Here is an 18,575-nt window from a genome sequence, read left to right as displayed (position 1 = left end):
TTTTTTCGCCATGCAACTGCAAGGCCTTGTCGCAGTAAGCGCGTCGTCACTTACCCACAGGCTTTGGCGAGAACCATCCACATCCGGTGTGGACAACCTGCCACACGCTGGTCATTTTTTCGCCACATACTGTGCGAGCCTTGCGGCAGTAAGGCAAACCGAATCTATCCACAGGTTACTGGTACGACGCTCCACACCCGGTGTGGAAAAGTCCTGGCTGCGCTCTGCACCTATGCACGACGCGGTGCTGCGCCGCCCGGTTTGCTGGTGGGATCACGCCCCCCGCGCTACCCTTTTGCTCCCGTCCTACCGACGCCGCATTGCGGTGTCCGATCCAATCATGAACTCACCAGCGTCCCGCGATTTCACCCTCGACCCGGCCGACACCGAGCGCCTGGCCAACCTGGCCGGTCCGTTCGATGCGCACCTGCGCCAGATCGAGCTCAAGCTTGGCGTGGAGATCGCCAACCGCGGCAACATCTTCCGCGTCACCGGCCCGGAGCCTGCGGTCGATGCCGCGCAGCATCTGCTGACCGCGCTATATGACGAAGCCGCCTCCACCACGTTCGACAACCACGCCATCCATCTGCGGCTCAACGATGCCAATGTCGAGCAGGTGGCGCAGCGCGCGTACGAACCACAGGACGTGGCGATCAAGGTCAAACGCGGCACCGTGCGTGGCCGCGGCGCCAACCAGGCCAAGTACCTGCACGCGATCACCACCCACGACATCAATTTCGGTATCGGCCCGGCCGGCACCGGCAAGACCTTCCTGGCCGTGGCCAGCGCCGTGGAGGCACTGAACGAGTCGCGCGTGCAGCGGCTGATCCTGGTGCGCCCGGCGGTGGAGGCTGGCGAGAAGCTGGGCTTTCTGCCCGGCGATCTCAGCCAGAAGGTCGACCCTTATCTGCGTCCGCTGTACGACGCGCTGTATGAAATGCTGGGCGTGGAAAAGGTGGTCAAGCTGCTGGAAAAGAACGTCATCGAGATCGCTCCGCTGGCCTACATGCGCGGGCGCACCCTCAACGACGCGTACGTGATCCTGGACGAGGCGCAGAACACCACCATCGAACAGATGAAGATGTTCCTGACCCGCCTGGGCTTCGGTTCCACCGCGGTGGTCACCGGCGATCTCACCCAGATCGACCTGCCCAAGCACGTCAAGTCCGGGCTGCGCGATGCCATCGACGTGCTGCGCGAGGTGGACGGGGTGAGCTTCACCTTCTTCGAAGCCCGCGACGTCGTGCGCCATCCGCTGGTACAACGCATCGTCACGGCGTACGAAAAGCACGATCTCGCCCACACGCCGGCCGAACCCGCGGCCTGAAATCACGCCGATGCAGGCACCGCCAGGTGTCCTGCGCCCAGGTGGTGCGTCGCAATGTCGGCGTGGCGCAGGCATCTGCGCAACCCTAGCCATGCGACGTCATCGCTTCGCAGTGCCAGCGTTGCCCAGTAGGTCGAGGGCCTGCACCTGACAAGGATCCAGTGCGTTATCTGACCGCTGCAGCACGGATGTGCCACTGACCTGCACGTGTTGGCCCGCAGCCCAGTGGCCGTAAACTAGCAGGACGTTTCGCACAGGAAGTGCCCATGTTCCGTGACTGCTTGCTGCTTTGCGTCTATTTGCTGAGTGCAGTGCCCGCGACACTGTTGGCCAAGCCCAAAGAGGCTCCAACATCACCGCGCGCCTACATCGAAACCAGCTATCTGATCGCACCCAGGACGGTAGGCCCGTTCTCTCTGGCCCGCAGGGCCTACACCCCGGACGCCAAGGCCGCCGGCGCCGCTTTCCATTACGCGATGTCAGGGCAACCGGATCTGTCGATCGATGTATTCGTCTACCCACTCGGGCAGCGCGATCAGACGCAAGCCATTGCAGAGGGCATGGCGGCATTTCGCAAAGACCTCGCGTCGGCAATGACGCAGGGCAGCTATTCGCGCCTGGACGAGCTGGACCAGACCACGCTTGTGCTGCCGACCAATGATGCGCCTGCCGCCGCGCCCGCCAATGGCACCGATGCCAAGGTCATCGCGGCCATCGCGGATGCCCAGCTGGTTGTCGGGGAAAAGCTGCGCCTCAGGACGCAACTGTCCTCGACCGGCAAGCCGATGCGTTCCAACGGCTATCTGTTTTATAAGCAGCTCTATTATTTCAAGGTGCGTGTGTCTGCGGACGAGGACGCTGTGGCTCAGGACGCTTTCGAGGCGTTGGCGGACCAAGCTGCACTGACACTGGTTCCAGCAATTCAGGTCACCAGCATCGGCGGCTGCGCCAAGGCGAGCATTCGCGTCGACGCTGACGCCACACCTGAGGAGCAGGCCGTGGCAATGGCGCGCGAGATCAAGACCCATCTGGGCTTCAACTGCTATCGCACGCTCAAGGAGGCAGGGATCGAGGATGCAGCGAGAACGGCCGATGTGGTCGAAATCGCGTATGACGCAGGCGACTGGAAGTCGCAGTAAAACAGCACATGCGCGATACTGTTGCTCCTGTCTGATCAGAATGATTGGTGTCCCCATGACCAAAGGTCCGGTCCGCCTCGACGTCGGAGTCAGCTATGCGCTGCCGCGCACCGGGCTACCGTCGTCGGTGAGTTTTCGCAAGTGGGTGGCGGCCGCGCTGAAGGGGCGGATCCGCGAAGCCGATCTGGCGGTACGCGTGGTCGACGAGAAGGAAGGCTGCTCGCTCAACCATCACTACCGCGGCAAGGATTACGCCACCAACGTGCTCAGCTTCCCGGCGGAGATGCCTCAGGGCCTGCCCAAGGGCGTCAAGATGCCGCTGCTTGGCGATCTGGTGATCTGTGCGCCGGTGGTGGCCCGCGAGGCCGCCGAGCAAGGCAAGTCACTGAGCGCGCACTACGCGCACCTCACCGTGCACGGCACCTTGCACCTGCTGGGCTGGGACCACGAGGACGACAAGGAAGCCGACGCGATGGAACAGCTGGAGCGCGAGATCCTGGCCGAACTCGGCATTGACGACCCGTACGCGGGAGAGCGCTGATGCGGCGGTGGGTGATGATTGGCCTGCTGGTGGCAGCTGCCTGCCCGGCCTGGGCGCAGACCGCGCCGGTGCGCCCGGATTTGCCGGCCCTGATCGAGTGCCGCCAGCGCATCGGCGACTTCTCCGCGTTGGCACCGATCCTGGCCGACCCGCTCAAGGCGGTGGCGCTGGGCTGGGCACCGCAGGCGCAGTCCAACCTGTTCATGACCGAGTACACGCTCAACACGCCGATCACCGTCTTCGGCCACAGCACCAACCATATTGCGTTTTCCGGTGCCAGCGTCATGGCGCTGCTCGACCTGCCCGACCCGCGCCCGCTGGCCAAGCAGCTGGACCTGGAGCTGGGTGTGGATAACGCCGACAAGGTGATGTACGGGCGCGAGGTGGTCAGCGAAGACACCACCAACCCGAAGACCGGCGAGGTGATGATCGAATCGATCGTGCTCAGCGTGTCGAATGTGAAATCGCACCCCGGCAAGACCGTGGTGGGCTGCGGTTACAGCCTCGACTTGCCCTGAGCGCTGCGCGGCCCCGCTCGCCCGCCCATGCGGGCTGCGTCGCGCGTCTGGTCTGCCTCGACTTGGAATCAGCTCCGCGCTCCGGTGCTGAGCCGCGCCGATCTGGTGCTATCGGGACGGGATGGTCCCGACACGGCCCGACGTAGATGGCCTGACGGACGCAGGGCAGCGGTGCGTCGCGGCGACCTGGATGCTGGCCCCACCGCCGCGCCGACCCACACCCTGCCCTGCGCGCCAGGTCAGCCACAGCCCCCAGCCACAGACCACTCACGGCTTCCTGCTAGACTTGGCACTATCGCCTGGTTCGCCGGGTGCCGTTCCCCGTCAAGATGTCCGAAGACGACAGTAGCCAAACCTCAGAATCCCCGGAAAAACGCCGTAGCTGGCTCGAGCGCTTGAGCGCGGCCTTCTCTGGCGAACCGCATACCCGCGACGAACTGGTCGCCCTGCTGCGCACCGCCGAACAAGACGGTCTCATCGCCGCAGACACCTTGCGCATGATGGAAGGCGCGATCTCCGTGTCCGAGCTCACCGTGGGCGACGTGATGATCTCGCGCTCGCAAATGGTGTCGTTGCCGGTGGAAGCACGCTTCCTCGACCTGATGAAGCAGGTGGTCGAATCCGGCCACTCGCGCTTCCCGGTACACGGCGAAAACAAGGACGAAGTGCTTGGCATCCTGCTGGCCAAGGACTTGTTGCGCGGCGTGGTGGCCGACAATGGCCCGGGCAACGTACGCGAACTGCTGCGCCCGGCCGTGCTGATCCCCGAGTCGAAGAAGCTCAACGTCCTGCTCAAGGAATTTCGCCTCTCGCGCAACCATATGGCGATCGTGGTGGACGAGTACGGCGGCGTGGCCGGGCTGGTCACCATCGAAGACGTGCTGGAGCAGATCGTCGGCGAGATCGACGACGAGCACGACGATGCCGAAGAAGAGAATTCACTGATCGCCATCCAGGCCGACGGCCGCTACGTGGTGGATGCGCTGACGCCGATCGAAGATTTCAACGAGCGCTTCGGCGCCGATTTCCCCGATGACGAATACGACACCGTGGGCGGCCTGGTCACCGATGCGATCGGGCATCTGCCGGAAACCGGCGAGGAGCTGACCCTGGGCCGGTTTGCGTTCCGCGTGGCCAAGGCAGACGCGCGTCGCGTGCACGCCTTCCACGTCACCATCCTGCCGCCCGACCCGCAGGACGACGCTTGAACCTGCGCCAGCGCAGCACCGCCGTGCGCGGGCCGGCACGCCGCGCCGCCGCCTGGTGGGCAGGCTGCAGTGCACTCCTGCTGCTCGCCCTGCTGAGCCTGCAGAGCGCCATGGCGCAGGCGCCGCGCATTGGCGTGGCCACGATGCAGCCGGGCGAAGTGTTCTTCGAGCGCTTCGGCCATGACGCCATCGTGGTGGTCGACCCGGTTACCCAGCAGGTGACTTCCTACAACTTCGGTTTCTTCGATCCCGGTGAGCCCGACTTCGTGCCGCGTTTTGCGCGCGGCGAGATGATGTATTACCTGGTGGCGCTGCCGCTGGAAGAAGACCTGGCGCAATACCGCGACGGCGGCCGCGGCGTGAGCATTCAGTGGCTGGATCTGCCACCGGAACAGGCGCAGGCCCTGGCCGATGGTCTTGCGGTGCGCAGCCGGCCGGAAAACGCGCGCTACCACTACGATTATTTCGTTGCCAACTGCGCCACGATGGTCCGGGACACCCTGGACCGTGCCATGGGCGGCGCGCTCAAGTCGCAATTGGCCGGCCGCTCTCGCGGCAACACCTTCCGCAGCGAAGCGGTGCGCCTGGCCTCCCCTGCCCCCTGGATGTGGCTGGGCTTTGACCTGGGCCTGGGGCCGTACGCAGACCGCCCGCTGTCGCGTTGGGAAGAAGCCTTCGTGCCGATGCGCCTGGCCGACAGCCTGACCCAGGTGCACAACAGCGCCGGACGTCCGCTGGTGCAATCCACCCAGGTGCTGTTGCCGCATCGCATTGCACCGGAGCCGGCCGAACAGCAACGGCACTGGTGGCCTTGGCTGCTGACCGGCGTGCTGGTCGCCGCGGGCGTGTTGGCAGTGCGCCGCAGGCAGCGTTTGCTGGCCGGCGTGGCGCTGCCGTTCTGGCTGTTGTGCGCCATCGGCGGCGGCCTGCTGGTGTATTTGTGGGGCTTCACCGCGCACCAGTCTGCATGGGCCAACCGTAATCTGCTGCTGGTCAATCCGCTGTGCGTGTTGCTCTGCGTGGGTGGCATTGCGCTGCTGCGCGGCCGCCGGCCGGGGCGCTGGTTCGATGTGCTGTGCTGGGTGGTCGCTGCGTGCGCGCTGCTGGCGCTGGTGATTCACTGGCTGTCGTTCCAGGCGCAGGACAACCTGCAGTGGGTGTTGCTGCTGCTGCCGATTCACGCCGCACTGGCCATCGCGCTGCGTTCGCGCGCCTTGCCGGTGCGTGCGCGCTGATCCACGATGCGGCCATGAACAACCGTCGCCACCCGGAAAACCCGTCCTGCGTCATCACCTGCGCCTATTACGACGGCCACGGCGCGCGCCACGACATCAGCCTGGAACAGATCAGCGACGAGTTACAGCGCCCGGACGGCTTCGTCTGGGTTGGTCTGTACGAGCCGCAAGAATCGGTACTGCGCAAACTGCAGGAAGAGTTCGGCCTGCATGACCTGGCGATCGAGGATGCGCTCAAGGCGCATCAGCGGCCTAAGGCCGAGAGCTATGGCAATTCATTGTTCGTCGTGGTCAACACCGCGCAGCTGGTCAACGAACGGATCCGCTACGGTGAAACGCATGCCTTCCTCGGCGCACGTTTTTTGCTCACCGTGCGCCACGGCGCCTCGCTCTCCTACACGCCGGTACGCAACCGCGTGGAACGCGAGCCGGCGATGCTGCGCATGGGCTCGGCGTTTTGCCTGTATGGCGTGCTGGACTTCGTGGTCGACAACTACCTGCCGATCATGGACGAGTTCCGCGACACCCTGGAAGGCTTGGAAAAAGACATTTTCGCGGAGAACTACAAACGCGAAACCGTGGTGCGCCTGTACGAACTCAAGCGCGAACTCAACAAGATGCGGCTGGTGGTGGCCCCGCTGCAGGACGTGCTCTCGCACCTCAAGCGCAATCCCGGCTCGCTGATTCACGGCGAAGTCGGCGTCTACCTGCGCGATGTGCTGGATCATGCTGTGCGCATCAACGACGCCATCGACACCTTGCGCGAAATGCTGGGCACCGCGCTGAGCGTCAACCTCTCCATGGTGACCCTGGCGCAGGGCGAAACCGTCAAACGCCTCGGCGCCTGGGCCGCGCTGCTGGCCGCCCCTACCCTGATCACCAGCTGGTACGGCATGAACTTCACCCATATGCCCGAACTCGACAAACCCTACGCTTACCCGCTGCTGGTCGGCGGCATCGTTGCCTCCTGTCTCGTCCTGTATCGCCTGTTCAAGCGCGCGCGCTGGCTGTAGGGCCACCGTGTTGCGGTGGCGGAATGGGGAGTTGGGAATGGGGAATTGGTAGAGCGGCGGTCGCTGAGCTTTTCACTTGCGACTGCCCGGGGCATTGCTGAGGAGCATCGTTCCCGGTTGTTGTTCTTGGCCGTTGCTCATGGCCGCTAATTGCTTTGAGCTCTTCGCCGTTGCTCTTGGCTTGAGTCTTCGCTTTCGTTGTTCGCCTTTAGTTTCCTTCGCCCTAAAGCGAGCCAAGCACCGCAGTCACGCGTGGCCGAAGAGGCGCCCTTGTCTGAGCGTAGCCAGTTTGGGCGCCGTGCCGCGCGTGGCGAAGAGCACAGAGCACCGGTGCGGCTTCATCGCACCGGATCGCGTCGGGCGAGCACGGTTTTGGTGATTTTTGCCAAGACAAAAGTCACCTGCGCCACAGGCGCGGAAGCCTTTGCTTTTGCCTGAAGCCTCCGTCCCAAGAAGAGCGGCAACCCGGGATTCGGGATTGGGGATTCGCTAGAGGCCAAAGCGACGTTGCCTACAAATCAGCGGATGAATCATCCACACCACCAGCACTGCAAGAGCAACGCACCCTCATTTGTTCTCCGCGCACCTCTTCCAACGGCAAAGGAAAACGCTGCTCTTGCAAATCCCGAATCCCGACTCCCAACTCCCCACCCTCAAGCCACATAAATCGTTTTGATATTCATGAACTCATGGATCCCGTGCTCGGCCAATTCCCGCCCGAATCCCGAGCGCTTGATCCCACCGAACGGCAACCGTACATCGCTCTTCACCACCGAATTCACGAACGCCGCACCGCACTGCAACTGCTGCGCAACGCGCTCACCCCGCTTGGCATCGGCGGTCCAGACGCTGCCGCCCAAACCGAAGGTGGTGTCATTGGCCACGCGCACCGCTTCGGCCTCATCGGCAACGCGAATCACCGCCGCGACCGGCCCGAACAATTCCTGTTCGTAGGCGGGCATGCCTGGGCCGACCTGGTCGAGAATGGTGGCCGGGTAACCCGCATGCGACCCCGCCACCGGCTCGCCGCCAAGCAACACCTTGGCACCCTTGGACACGCTTTCCTGCACCTGCTTGTGCAATTCATCGCGCAGGTCCGCACGCGCCATCGGCGCAAGTGTGGTCGCGTCCTGCTGCGGGTCGCCGAGCACACGCTGCGCGGCGGCGGCAACGAAGCGCTCCACGAACTGGTCGGCAATGGCATCCACCACGATAAAGCGCTTGGCGGCAATGCAGGTCTGCCCGCTGTTGTCGAAGCGCGACTGCACTGCCGACTGCACGGTGCGCTCCAGATCCGCATCGTCGAGCACCACGAAGGCATCGCTGCCGCCCAGTTCCATCACGCACTTCTTCAGCTGATCGCCTGCATTAGCGGCCAGCGAGCGGCCGGCACGTTCGCTGCCGGTGAGCGTGACTGCCGCAATGCGGTCATCGCGCAACACCTCGGCGGCCTGATCGTTGTCGATATACAGCACGTCGAACACACCCGGCGGAATGCCGGCGGCGTCTAGCACCTCCTTCATCGCATCGGCGCAACGCGGCACGTTGCTGGCGTGTTTGAGCAGCGCGACATTGCCGGCCATCAGGCCCGGCGCGAGAAAGCGAAACGCCTGCCACAGCGGGAAATTCCACGGCATCACCGCAAACACGCAGCCCAGCGGTTCATAGCGCACATAGCTGGACTGCGCCTCGGTTGGAATGGCGCGTGGCGCCAGGTACTCGGCCGCATGCTCGGCGTAATAGGCGCAGCCCTGTGCGCATTTATCGATCTCGGCCAGAGCTTCGCGACGCAGCTTGCCCATCTCGGCGGTCATGATGCGCTGCAGGTCCTCGCGCCGCTTGGTCAGCTCCTCGCCCACCCGCCGCAACAAGGCGCCGCGTTCGGCCAGTGGCAGCGCCGCCCAGCTCGGAAACGCCTTGGCGGAAGCAGCCAGACGCGCCTCGATGGCGGCGGCGTCCAGCGTGTGCTGGGTATGTTCGACCTGGCCATTGGCCGGGTTGACGGTGTCGTAGGACATGATGGTCTCCTGTTACAAGCCCGCCATGCTAGTCGCCGGGAAGTTGCAGCCGCGTCACAACCGCTGCAAATCGCTGCAACGCTGTGTTTACCGCACCGCGCAGTGACGCACCTCCACCGCACAGCTGGCGGATCACTGGCAGCCGGGATGATGCGCCCAGACAAGGTAACGAAAGCAGCCCTGCCCTGTTCGACGGTGCAACCGCGCAAAATGCTCTAGCATTCCGCAATGGCAGATTGATCCACCCAGGGAAGACCACCACGATGCGCCGGAATCTCATTGTTCTGGTTGTACTTGGCACCAGTGCGTGCCTTGCTGGATGTACAGCCCTCCAGGACCTTCTGCGTGACCCGCGGCCCGGCCCGGCCGGGTTTGTCACTGTGAGCTGCACCAGCCTACAGCCCGACCCCGCGCAACCCTGCGAGCAAGAAGCGCTGCAAGCGTGCTCGGACACTGCCATCCGGCAACTCATCACCGCGCGGTCGTCGCCGAACATGGTCCCGATCTTTCCCGATAAGCGAAAGTCCAAGAACGACGGCAAGGACAACCGCAAGGACCGCAACGACGAACAATCCAGCGTGGAGCAACGCGGCTACGACATCAGGGCCGAGTATCAGTGCTACCTGACCAAGCCACAGCCCTGGGACAGCGGATACACGCCTTCGGCCAGGTAAGCACCGCCGATCGACTTGTTGCGCTTATCGGCCGGACTGCGCACTACGGGGTCGGAATCGACTTGCAGCTTTCGCACACACCGATGGCTCTAGCGTTTGCATCTATCTGGCGGCAGGTCGCTGCGGTCATTGGCCACCTCAGCGCCAGCGCGTCCTCAGGGAGCAGACTGCAGCGCAAGTTGCGCATCGCGCAGGCGGCGTTTTTCACTGCGCGCCAGCAACCACCACCCGATCACCGCCGCCACCGACACCGCCAGCACCATCACCGTGGCCAGCGCATTGATCTTGGGGCTGATGCCCAGGCGTACCGACGAAAACACCTTGATCGGCAGCGTGGTGGAGCTTGGGCCCGCCAGGAAACTGGCAATGACCACATCGTCCAGCGAGAGCGTGAATGCCAACAGCCAGCCCGACGCAAGTGCTGGCGCGATGATCGGCAAGGTGATCAGGAAGAACACCTTCAGTGGCGTGGCGCCCAGATCCATGGCGGCTTCTTCCAGCGAGCGGTCCAGCTCCTGCAGCCGCGAGGAAATCACCACGGTCACGAATGAGACGGTGAAGGTGACATGCGCCACCCAGATGGCGACCGCGCCGCGCGGCGCGATGCCGAGCACGCCGCCCATCGAGACCAGCAGCAACAGGATCGACAGACCAATGATCACCTCCGGCATCACCAGCGGTGCGGTGATCAGCGCACCGAACAGCGTTTTGCCGGGAAACCGCCGCATGCGCACCATCGCCATCGCCGCCATGGTGCCGAGCACGGTGGACGCGCATGCGGTCCAGAACGCCACTTCCAGGCTCACCCAGGCCGCGTCCAGCAATTGGCGGTCACGCAGCAACTCGCCATACCAGCGGGTGGAAAATCCGCCCCACACCGTGGCCAGGCGCGAGGCGTTGAACGAATACACCATCAGCAACAGGATCGGCAGATACAAAAAACCGAACCCCAGCGCGAGCACGCTGCCGCCCAGCACACGCCCACCGCGCGCGGCGCGCATCATGTCAGCCGCCCTTCCAGTTCGCGCTGCTGGTAACGGTGGAAGATCACGATCGGCACCAGCAGCAGCACCAGCATCACCGTGGCTACCGCGGCGGCCACCGGCCAGTCGCGGTTATTGAAGAACTCGCCCCAGAGCACGCGGCCGATCATCAGCGTACCGGGACCGCCCAGCATCTCGGGAATCACGAACTCGCCCACCGCTGGAATCATCACCAGCATGCAGCCGGCGACGATGCCGTTGCGCGACAGCGGCAAGGTGATGCGCACGAATGCCTGCCACGGCCGCGCGCCCAGGTCGTAAGCCGCCTCCAGCAGCCGCGAATCGTGCTTGACCAGGTTGGCGTACAGCGGCAGCACCATGAAGGGCAGATAGCAGTAGACGATGCCGATGTAGGCGGCGATCGGCGTGTACAGCAACTGCAGCGGTTGCTCGATCACACCCAGCGCCAGCAGAGCCTGATTGAGCAGGCCGTTGCCATCGAGAATGCCGATCCATGCGTACACACGGATCAGGAACGAGGTCCACGATGGCAGCACCACCAGCATCATGGCCACGTTGCGCGTGGCCAGCGGCAGGCGCGCGATCACGTATGCCATCGGGTAGCCGATCAACAGTGCCAGTGCGGTGGAAATCGCAGCGATCTTGATCGAACTCAGGTAAGCGGCCACGTACTGGCTGTCGCGCAGCAGGGCCAGGTAGTTGCCCAGATGCAGCTTGACGCTGACTGCGCCATCGGCCGCATACGCAAACAGCGGCGTGTACGGCGGCATCGCGGTAGCGCGTTCGGCAAACGAAATCTTCAGCACGATCAGGAACGGGATGGCGAAGAACACCAGCAACCACAGATACGGTGCGGCGATCACGCCCCAACGCGCACCCGGCAGACCACGACTAAGAGTAGTTAGCAAAACGTAGCGAGCAGTCGCCAGGGGGGCGCGGACGGCGCGGAGGAACCGCAGTGTACGTGTGGTACATGAGGATTCCGAGCACCGGCCGCGCCCCCCTGGTGGCTGCGCAGTAGTTTTGCTGGCCACTCTTGGCAGGCGCGGCCTCATGCGGTGAGAACCACGCCGTCGTCCTCGCCCCACCCCACCCACACCGCATCGCCCCAGGTCAGCGCTTCGCTGGCCCAGCGTTGCCGGTTGGCGAAATGCGCCATCAGCGTGATGCCGCTGGGCAGGCGCACGTGGTAGACCGAGTGGCTGCCGAAATAGGCAATGTCTTCGATCACGCCTTGCGCCTTGTTGCAGGCCTGCGCCGGCTCCTGCTTGCCGATGCCGAGTTTTTCCGGGCGCACTGCAAATGCCACAGCCTGCCCTTCGAACCCGGTGATGCCGTGGCCGATGCGAATCGGCGCGGCGAATGCCGCGGTGGTGAGGCTGACCGAATCCGGCGCGTCTTCGGCGATGACCGCCTCGATCAGATTGACCGAGCCGATGAATTCGGCTGCGAAGCGGTTGGCCGGCTGCTCGTAGATTTCATCCGGCGTGCCGACCTGCTGGATCCAGCCGTGGTCCATCAGTGCGATGCGGGTGGCCATGGTCATGGCTTCTTCCTGGTCGTGGGTGACCATCACGCAGGTGACGCCGGAGGTTTCGATGATGTTGACCAGTTCCAGCTGCATCTGCGAACGCAGCTTCTTGTCCAGCGCGCCCATCGGCTCGTCCAGCAGCAGCAGCTTGGGCCGCTTGGCCAGCGAGCGCGCCAGTGCCACGCGCTGCTGCTGCCCACCGGACAACTGATGCGGCTTGCGCTTGGCCAGGCGCGCAAGTTGCACAAGCTCGAGCATCTCGCCCACCCGCTGGGCCACTGCCGCCTTGGGCAAGCCTTCTTGCTTGAGGCCGAAGGCGATGTTCTGCTCCACCGTCATATGCGGGAACAACGCATACGACTGGAACATCATGTTGATCGGCCGCTCGTACGGCGGTAACGCGTCGATGGGCTGGCCATCGAGCACGATGCTGCCCTTGGTGGGCCGCTCGAAGCCGGCAAGACAGCGCAGCAAGGTGGATTTGCCGCTGCCCGAGCCACCCAGCAGCGCGAAGATTTCGCCCTTGCGGATCTGCAGGCTGACATCGTCCACCGCCACGAAGCCATCGAACTCCTTGCGGACCTCGCGGATCGACAGATACCCCGCATCGGCGGCGGCAGGTGCGGGCAAGACGGCTTCGGAAAGGGCCATGCATCCTCTCGGTGACAACAACGCGCCGGCGCCACCGTGGCGCCGTGCACGCATCATGGCAAAAGCGTGCCGGCGCTACAGTGCGCGCCGACACGCGTGGCTCTAGCGGGCGGCGGCCTGCGGCGGCTCGCTCCAGCCCAGGCCCAGGCTCTTCTGCAGCGCCACGTAATACACCAGCAATTGCACCTGCGCCTGCGCGGCGGCGTCCTGCGCGGACAACTGCTGGCGCTGCACATCGAGCAGGTCGATGCTGGAGGTGGCACCGGCATCGCGGCGCTGCTGCATGAGCACGGCAGAGCGCGTGGCCGAGGCCTCGGCCTGCCGCGCTACCACCAGTTGCTGGCGTGCCGAGCCAAACCGCGACAGTGCGGTATTGGCGTCCTGCAGCGCCGCCAGCACCGCACCTTCATAGGCGGCCTCGCGCCCGGCATTGCCGGCACGCGCCTGTTCGACCTGCGCGCGGGTGCGGCCGAAGTCGAAGATCGACCAGCGCAGCATCGGCACTGCCAGCTTGGTCAGCGCATCGGAATTGAAATCGCTGGGCGAGCCGGCCACCCAGCTCAGGCCGCCAAGCAGGCTGACCTGCGGGAAGTAGCCATTCAACGCCTCGCCGATCTGCGCACTGGACGCGGCCAGCTCGCGCTCGGCCTTGCGCACGTCCGGGCGCCGACGGATCAACGCACCGGCATCGTCCACGCGCACCTGGGTGGGCAGCATCGGCAGCGGTTGCGGCGCGGCGAGCTGCGCATCCAGCGCGCCCGGCTCGCGGCCGACCATCAACGCCAGCTGGTCCAGCGCTTCCTGTTGCTGCATCTGCAGCGGCAGGCGCTGGGCCTGCTGCTGCTGCACCTGGGTGGCGATCTGCTCGACCTGCAGGTCCGAGGCGGCACCCTGGCCGCGGCGCTGCTGCACCAGGGCCAGCGACTGACGGATCTTGTCCAGGTTGCTGTCGGCAATCGCCAGGCGCGCCTGCAACCCGCGGTAGTTGAGATAGACCTGCCCCACTTCGGCAGCCAGCTGCACCTGCGCGTCGGCCAGTTCGGCTTCGGACGCCTGCGCCTGGGCCAGCGCGCCTTCGGCGGCGCGGCGGCGGCGGCCGAACAGGTCCAGCTCCCAGCTGGCATCGAAGCCGGCGGTGTAGAGCTCGGTCTTTTCCAGGTTCAGCGCCTGGCTGCCCTGCGCCGGCGGCTGGCCCTGCTGGCCGTTCTGCAGCCCGCCCAGGGTGTCGACGATGGTCTGCGGCGGCTCGGCATAGGCGTACAGCGCACTGGCGTTGAGCTTGGGCAGCCGCTCGGCACGGCGCTGGTTGGCCAGCGCCCGATTGGCGCGCAGACGCGCCTGCGCTGCGCGCAGGTTGGGGCTGTCGGCCAGGGCCTGAGTGACGAGCTGGGTCAGCTGCGCATCGTGCAGGTCTTCCCACCAGTGATTCAGTGGTGCGGCGGCGACCACATCGGCCGCACTGGCGCGATGCAGCGTGGGCGCCTGCACGGCGGTTTCGGCCACCGCGGGCGGCTTGGTGTAGTTGGGGCCGAGCATGCAGCCGCCCAGCAGCAGTGAGGCCAGCGCTGCCGCCAGCGGCATGCGCGCCAGGCGCAGGGAATCAGTGCATTGCAAGGTGCGTCCCCTTGGGTAACGGCTTGAGCAAAAAGGCCAGCGGAATCGTGCAGACCACGATCACGCCAAAGATCCAGAACAGGTCGCTATAGGTCATCACCAGCGCCTGCTGTTGCACCAGGCGCGCAAGTTGGGCAACCGCGCGAATCGCCGCCTCGCCACCGGCGCTGCCCTGCATCTGCGCGTTCAACCCGGCCAGGAAATCCTGCGCGCGGCTGGCGTTTGCAGTGACGGCGCTGCCGATGGTCTCGGTGTGGAAGGTCATGCGCCGCTCCTGGAAGGTGGAGATCAGCGCCAATCCAACCGAGCCACCCAGGTTGCGGCCGGCGTTGAACAGGCCGGACGCATCGCCGGCCAGCTCGGGCGGCACCGAGGAAATGGCCGCCTGGTTGAGCGACATCATCGCCAGCGCCAGGCCGCAGCCCTGCAACAACTGCCCGGCGACAAAATGCATGCCCACGGTGTCGGCGGTCAGCGACAGGTTGACGAAGCACGCCGCGGCAAAACACAGCAGCCCGGCGATCACCAGGATGCGCACGTCCACCACCTCCAGCAGCTTGGGCATCATCGGCATCAACAACACCGTGGGCAGGCCGGACAGCAGCAACACATAGCCGGCCTGTTCGGTGTTGTAGCCGGAGATCACCGACAGGAACTGCGGGATCATGTACATGACCCCGAACAGGATCATGCCCACCGCCATGATCATGATGAACACCGCGCCGAAGCTGCGATGCAGCAGCAGCGACAACCGGATCACCGGTGCACGCTGACGAAACTGCGAGATCACCAGCGCCAAAAATCCACTCAGCGCGAATACGCTGAGCGTGTTGATTTCGCTGGATTCGAACCAGCGCTCGCGCTGGCCTTCTTCCAGCACCACGGTGAGCCCGCCCAGGCCGGCGGTGAGCCCGTAGATGCCCAGCCAGTCCGCATCCAGCAGGCCGGCCCAGTTGCCTTTTTCGTGCTTGAGCCCGAGCAGCAACAGCGCCACCAAGCCCACGCAGATCGGCACGTTGATGAAAAACGCGTAGTGCCAGCTGACGTTTTCGGTCAGCCAGCCACCGAGCAGCGGGCCGATCACCGGGCCCATGATCACGGTCATGCCGAACAAGGCGGTGCCCATGGTCTGCTGGCTGGGCGGCAAGCGTGTGGCGACAATGGTCAGCGCGGTAGGGATCAACGCACCGCCGGCCAGGCCCTGGCCCACGCGGCCGATGATCATCATGGTCAGCGAGGTGGACAGCCCGCAGACCACCGAGAAAGCAGTAAACATCACCGCGCAGATCAGCAGGAAGTTACGCAGGCCCAGCGTGCGCACGAACCAGCCGGTGAGCGGAATCATGATGATTTCCGCCACCAGGTAGGCGGTGGAGATCCAGGTGCCCTCGGTGCCGCTGGCGCCCACTTCGCCCTGGATGGTGGGCAGTGCGGCGTTGACGATGGAGATGTCCAGCGTCGCCATGAACGAGCCGATGGTGCCGGCCAGTACCGCCAGCCACGCGCCCGGTTCGGCTTTCTCGCGTCCGGCGCTGCCGCCGGCACGCTCGCCGGTGGCCGCCGCGGCATTCATCGCGCGCGCTCCTGCGCCTGCACGCGGTCCGATTCCTCCTCGGCGCGCTGCTTGGCGTCCTTGGCCGAGCGGGTATCCACGGTGACCTCCACCGACATGCCAGGCACCAGCACCTTGCGCGCTTCCTCACCGGCCAGCACGCGGATGCGCACCGGCACGCGCTGCACCACCTTGGTGAAGTTGCCGGTGGCATTCTCCGGCGGCAACAACGCGAACTGCGAGCCGGTGCCGGGCGACAGGCTTTCCACCTTGCCATGCAGCTTCACGCCCGACAGCGCGTCGACCTCGATCTCGGCCGGCTGGCCGGGGCGCATCAGGCCGACCTGGGTTTCCTTGAAGTTGGCCACCAGGTACAGCGACTGCTGCGGCACGATGGTCATGGTGCGGGTGCCGGCGGCCAGGAACTGCCCCACCTGCACGGTCTTGTCGCCCACCCGGCCGTGGATACGGCTGGTCAGGCGGGTGTCTTCCACCGCCACGCGCGCCTGGTCGGCATCGGCGGTGGCCTGCTTCACACCGGCCTTGGCCTGCTCCAGCTGGGCGCTGCTGGCCTGGATCTGGCTCTGCGCCCCCTTGGCCTGCGCCTGTGCGGCCTCGTACTGGGCGCGGGCGCGCTCCAGATCGTGCTGCAGGCTTTCCTGGTGTTCGTGGGTGTCGGCGCCGGAGGCGGCCAGCGGCGCGAAGCGCTTCACCTCGGCCTGGGCAAAGCGCAGGCTTGCCGCGGCCGAGGCCACCTGGGTGCGCGCCTGCACCAGCGACGATTCCTGCGCGGCCACATTGGCGGTGGCGGCGGCGATGTCGGCTTCGCGCGCGGCGATTGCGGCTTCGGCCTGCTGCAGCGTGGCCTGGTAGGTGCGGTCGTCGATCTGCAGCAGGGGCTGGCCGGCGTCGACAATCTGGTTGTCGCCCACCATCACCTGAGTGACATAGCCGCTCACACGCGGGGCCACCGCCACCGAGTCCGCCTGTAGGTAGGCGTTGTTGGTGTCCTGCATGTAGCGGCCCTTGATCAGGTAGTAGGCCAGCCAGATCACCAGCAGCACCATCACCAGCACGCCGACGATGATCAGCGTCCACTTCACCTTGGGATTCTTCAACGGCGAGGGCTTCTTCGCGTCGTCGTCGCCGGACGCATTGCCCTGCCCGTCCGCTGCTGTGGACTGGCCATCGGTGGACTGCTGATCGTGGTTGCTCAAAGGGGGCGTCCTGTGTCGTGGGCTGGGCGCGCGCGCTGGCATGCCCGCATCAGCGGGCCCGGCGAGGCGGCGCAACCATACAATTATTTGAACCGCCCAGTACAGATTGCGTGATGACCCGGTCAGCCGCCGCTGTGACTCTTTGGCACTTTGTTAATCCTGCCCTCGCACGGGCCGCACAGGGCATGTGAGAGAGCCCGCGTTAGCGACCCGTCTTGATCTCGGTCCACAGCCGCGTGTACAGGCGGTCCACCTCGGGCGGATTGATCGCGTAGGTGAACATCCGGGCGGTCACCTCCGGCGGCGGGTAGATGGTGGGGTCGTTGCGAATGGCCGCATCCACCAGCGGCGTGGCGGCGCTGACCGGGTTGGCGTAGTGGATGAAATTGCTGTTGGCGGCCGCCACCTTGGGCGTCAGCAGATAGTTGATGAAGGCGTAGGCGTTTTCCGGGTGCTTGGCATCCTTGGGGATGGCCAGCATGTCGAACCACTGCGGCGCGCCTTCCTTCGGGATGGAATACGCCACCTTGACGGTGTTGCCGGCTTCGGCCGCGCGGTCGCGGGCCTGGATGATGTCGCCCGACCAGCCCACCGCCAGGCAGGTGTTGCCGTTGGCCAGCGAAGTCACGTACTGGCTGGAGTGGAAGTTCTGCACGTAGGGGCGGATGGTCTTGATCAGCGCGGCGGCTTTTTCGATCTCGGCCGGCGCGGTGCTGTGCGGATCCAGGCCCAGGTAGTTCAACGCGATCGGAATCATGTCCGAGGGCGTATCGAGGATGGTGACCCCGCAGTCCTTGAGCTTGGACAGGTTCTCCGGCTTGAAGATCAGGTCCCAGCTGTTGGCGATCTCGGTGCTGCCAAACGCTGCCTTGAGCTTGTCGACGTTGTAGCCGATGCCGGTGGTGCCGATCATGTACGGCACGCCATAGGTGTTGCCGGGGTCCTGCGCGGCGATGCGGCGCATGATGTCCGGGTCGAGATTGGCCAGGTTCGGAATCTTGCTTTTATCCAGCGGCAGGAACACGCCGGCCTGGATCTGGCGGCCAAAGAAGTTGAGCGTGGGCACCACCACGTCGTAGTCGCTGCCACCGGCGAGCAACTTGGTTTCCACCATTTCGTCGCTGTCGAACACGTCGTAGGTGACCTTGATGCCGGTGCTCTTTTCGAACGCGGGGATGGTGTCTTCGGCGATGTAGTCGGAGTAGTTGTAGACGTTGAGCACCTTGGCCTGTGCATCGGCCTTGCCCGGGGCGCCACCGCCGCCACAGCCGGACAACAGGGTGATGGACAGGGTCAGGGCGAGCAGTCGCAGCGTCATGTGGGTCTCCAGGGC

At 65.1% G+C, this 18,575-nt stretch carries 16 protein-coding genes and 1 other RNA gene; 8 read left to right on the top strand and 9 right to left on the bottom strand.

Features of this window, described 5'->3' with window-relative positions; translation table 11 throughout:
* Positions 1-340: 340 nt before the first annotated feature.
* From ACCQ09_RS09430 to ACCQ09_RS09400, 7 genes are all read left to right on the top strand, one after another.
* Positions 341-1,327, top strand: a complete 987-nt coding sequence (locus ACCQ09_RS09430; RefSeq protein ID WP_011037472.1) for a PhoH family protein — start codon at positions 341-343, stop codon at positions 1,325-1,327.
* 266 nt (positions 1,328-1,593) lie between these two features.
* Positions 1,594-2,466, top strand: a complete 873-nt coding sequence (locus ACCQ09_RS09425) for a hypothetical protein (RefSeq protein WP_100097318.1) — start codon at positions 1,594-1,596, stop codon at positions 2,464-2,466.
* Positions 2,467-2,521: 55 nt separating this feature from the next.
* Positions 2,522-3,007, top strand: a complete 486-nt coding sequence (ybeY, locus tag ACCQ09_RS09420; protein WP_011037474.1) for an rRNA maturation RNase YbeY — start codon at positions 2,522-2,524, stop codon at positions 3,005-3,007.
* Positions 3,007-3,525: a hypothetical protein gene (locus ACCQ09_RS09415; RefSeq protein ID WP_011037475.1), complete on the top strand. Its 519-nt coding sequence runs from the start codon at positions 3,007-3,009 to the stop codon at positions 3,523-3,525. Before ybeY ends, ACCQ09_RS09415 begins: the two co-directional genes overlap by 1 nt.
* A gap of 329 nt (positions 3,526-3,854) precedes the next feature.
* Positions 3,855-4,733 carry a CorC family transporter gene (locus ACCQ09_RS09410; RefSeq protein ID WP_011037476.1) on the top strand — a complete coding sequence of 293 codons (879 nt, stop codon included), beginning with the start codon at positions 3,855-3,857 and terminating at the stop codon, positions 4,731-4,733.
* The gene (locus tag ACCQ09_RS09405; RefSeq protein ID WP_040941179.1) at positions 4,730-5,968 is read left to right on the top strand and encodes a lipoprotein N-acyltransferase Lnb domain-containing protein; all 1,239 of its coding nucleotides are present in this window, start codon (positions 4,730-4,732) and stop codon (positions 5,966-5,968) included. The genes ACCQ09_RS09410 and ACCQ09_RS09405 overlap by 4 nt, the downstream gene beginning before the upstream one ends.
* 14 nt (positions 5,969-5,982) lie before the next feature.
* Positions 5,983-6,981: a magnesium and cobalt transport protein CorA gene (locus ACCQ09_RS09400; protein ID WP_040942300.1), complete on the top strand. Its 999-nt coding sequence runs from the start codon at positions 5,983-5,985 to the stop codon at positions 6,979-6,981.
* 653 nt (positions 6,982-7,634) lie between these two features.
* Here ACCQ09_RS09400 and ACCQ09_RS09395 read toward each other — a convergent pair.
* Positions 7,635-8,999 (bottom strand): NAD-dependent succinate-semialdehyde dehydrogenase, encoded by a 1,365-nt coding sequence (locus ACCQ09_RS09395; RefSeq protein ID WP_228427820.1) that lies wholly within the window; start codon positions 8,997-8,999, stop codon positions 7,635-7,637.
* A 494-nt stretch (positions 9,000-9,493) separates the two neighbouring features.
* Here ACCQ09_RS09395 and ACCQ09_RS09390 point away from each other — a divergent pair, with 494 nt between their 5' ends.
* Positions 9,494-9,673, top strand: a complete 180-nt coding sequence (locus ACCQ09_RS09390; RefSeq protein WP_225041615.1) for a hypothetical protein — start codon at positions 9,494-9,496, stop codon at positions 9,671-9,673.
* Positions 9,674-9,828: 155 nt separating this feature from the next.
* Here ACCQ09_RS09390 and ACCQ09_RS09385 read toward each other — a convergent pair whose 3' ends face one another.
* The 8 genes from ACCQ09_RS09385 to ACCQ09_RS09350 all read right to left on the bottom strand — a co-directional run bounded on the left by ACCQ09_RS09385 (position 9,829) and on the right by ACCQ09_RS09350 (position 18,560).
* Positions 9,829-10,677 (bottom strand): ABC transporter permease subunit, encoded by an 849-nt coding sequence (locus ACCQ09_RS09385; RefSeq protein ID WP_012438108.1) that lies wholly within the window; start codon positions 10,675-10,677, stop codon positions 9,829-9,831.
* Complete coding sequence (locus ACCQ09_RS09380; RefSeq protein WP_052844668.1) at positions 10,674-11,585, bottom strand: ABC transporter permease subunit; 912 nt, start codon at positions 11,583-11,585, stop codon at positions 10,674-10,676. The genes ACCQ09_RS09385 and ACCQ09_RS09380 overlap by 4 nt, the downstream gene beginning before the upstream one ends.
* A non-coding RNA gene (locus ACCQ09_RS09375) (sX9 sRNA) lies at positions 11,577-11,652 on the bottom strand. The genes ACCQ09_RS09380 and ACCQ09_RS09375 overlap by 9 nt, the downstream gene beginning before the upstream one ends.
* Positions 11,653-11,728: 76 nt before the next feature.
* Complete coding sequence (locus ACCQ09_RS09370; RefSeq protein WP_040941175.1) at positions 11,729-12,859, bottom strand: ABC transporter ATP-binding protein; 1,131 nt, start codon at positions 12,857-12,859, stop codon at positions 11,729-11,731.
* Positions 12,860-12,961: 102 nt separating this feature from the next.
* On the bottom strand, positions 12,962-14,455 hold the full coding sequence (locus tag ACCQ09_RS09365; RefSeq protein WP_040942298.1) for an efflux transporter outer membrane subunit: 1,494 nt from the start codon (positions 14,453-14,455) through the stop codon (positions 12,962-12,964).
* A 4-nt stretch (positions 14,456-14,459) separates the two neighbouring features.
* Positions 14,460-16,046 (bottom strand): MDR family MFS transporter, encoded by a 1,587-nt coding sequence (locus tag ACCQ09_RS09360; protein ID WP_012438104.1) that lies wholly within the window; start codon positions 16,044-16,046, stop codon positions 14,460-14,462.
* Complete coding sequence (locus tag ACCQ09_RS09355) at positions 16,043-17,242, bottom strand: HlyD family secretion protein (protein ID WP_040941174.1); 1,200 nt, start codon at positions 17,240-17,242, stop codon at positions 16,043-16,045. The genes ACCQ09_RS09360 and ACCQ09_RS09355 overlap by 4 nt, the downstream gene beginning before the upstream one ends.
* A 202-nt stretch (positions 17,243-17,444) precedes the next feature.
* On the bottom strand, positions 17,445-18,560 hold the full coding sequence (locus ACCQ09_RS09350; protein ID WP_040941173.1) for a polyamine ABC transporter substrate-binding protein: 1,116 nt from the start codon (positions 18,558-18,560) through the stop codon (positions 17,445-17,447).
* Positions 18,561-18,575 lie beyond the last annotated feature (15 nt).

The organism is Xanthomonas sp. NCPPB 2586 (genome assembly GCF_041475775.2).
GTDB lineage: Bacteria > Pseudomonadota > Gammaproteobacteria > Xanthomonadales > Xanthomonadaceae > Xanthomonas > Xanthomonas campestris.
The sequence above is the reverse complement of the archived record's forward strand: the minus strand, read 5'-3'. Positions and strand labels throughout refer to the sequence as shown.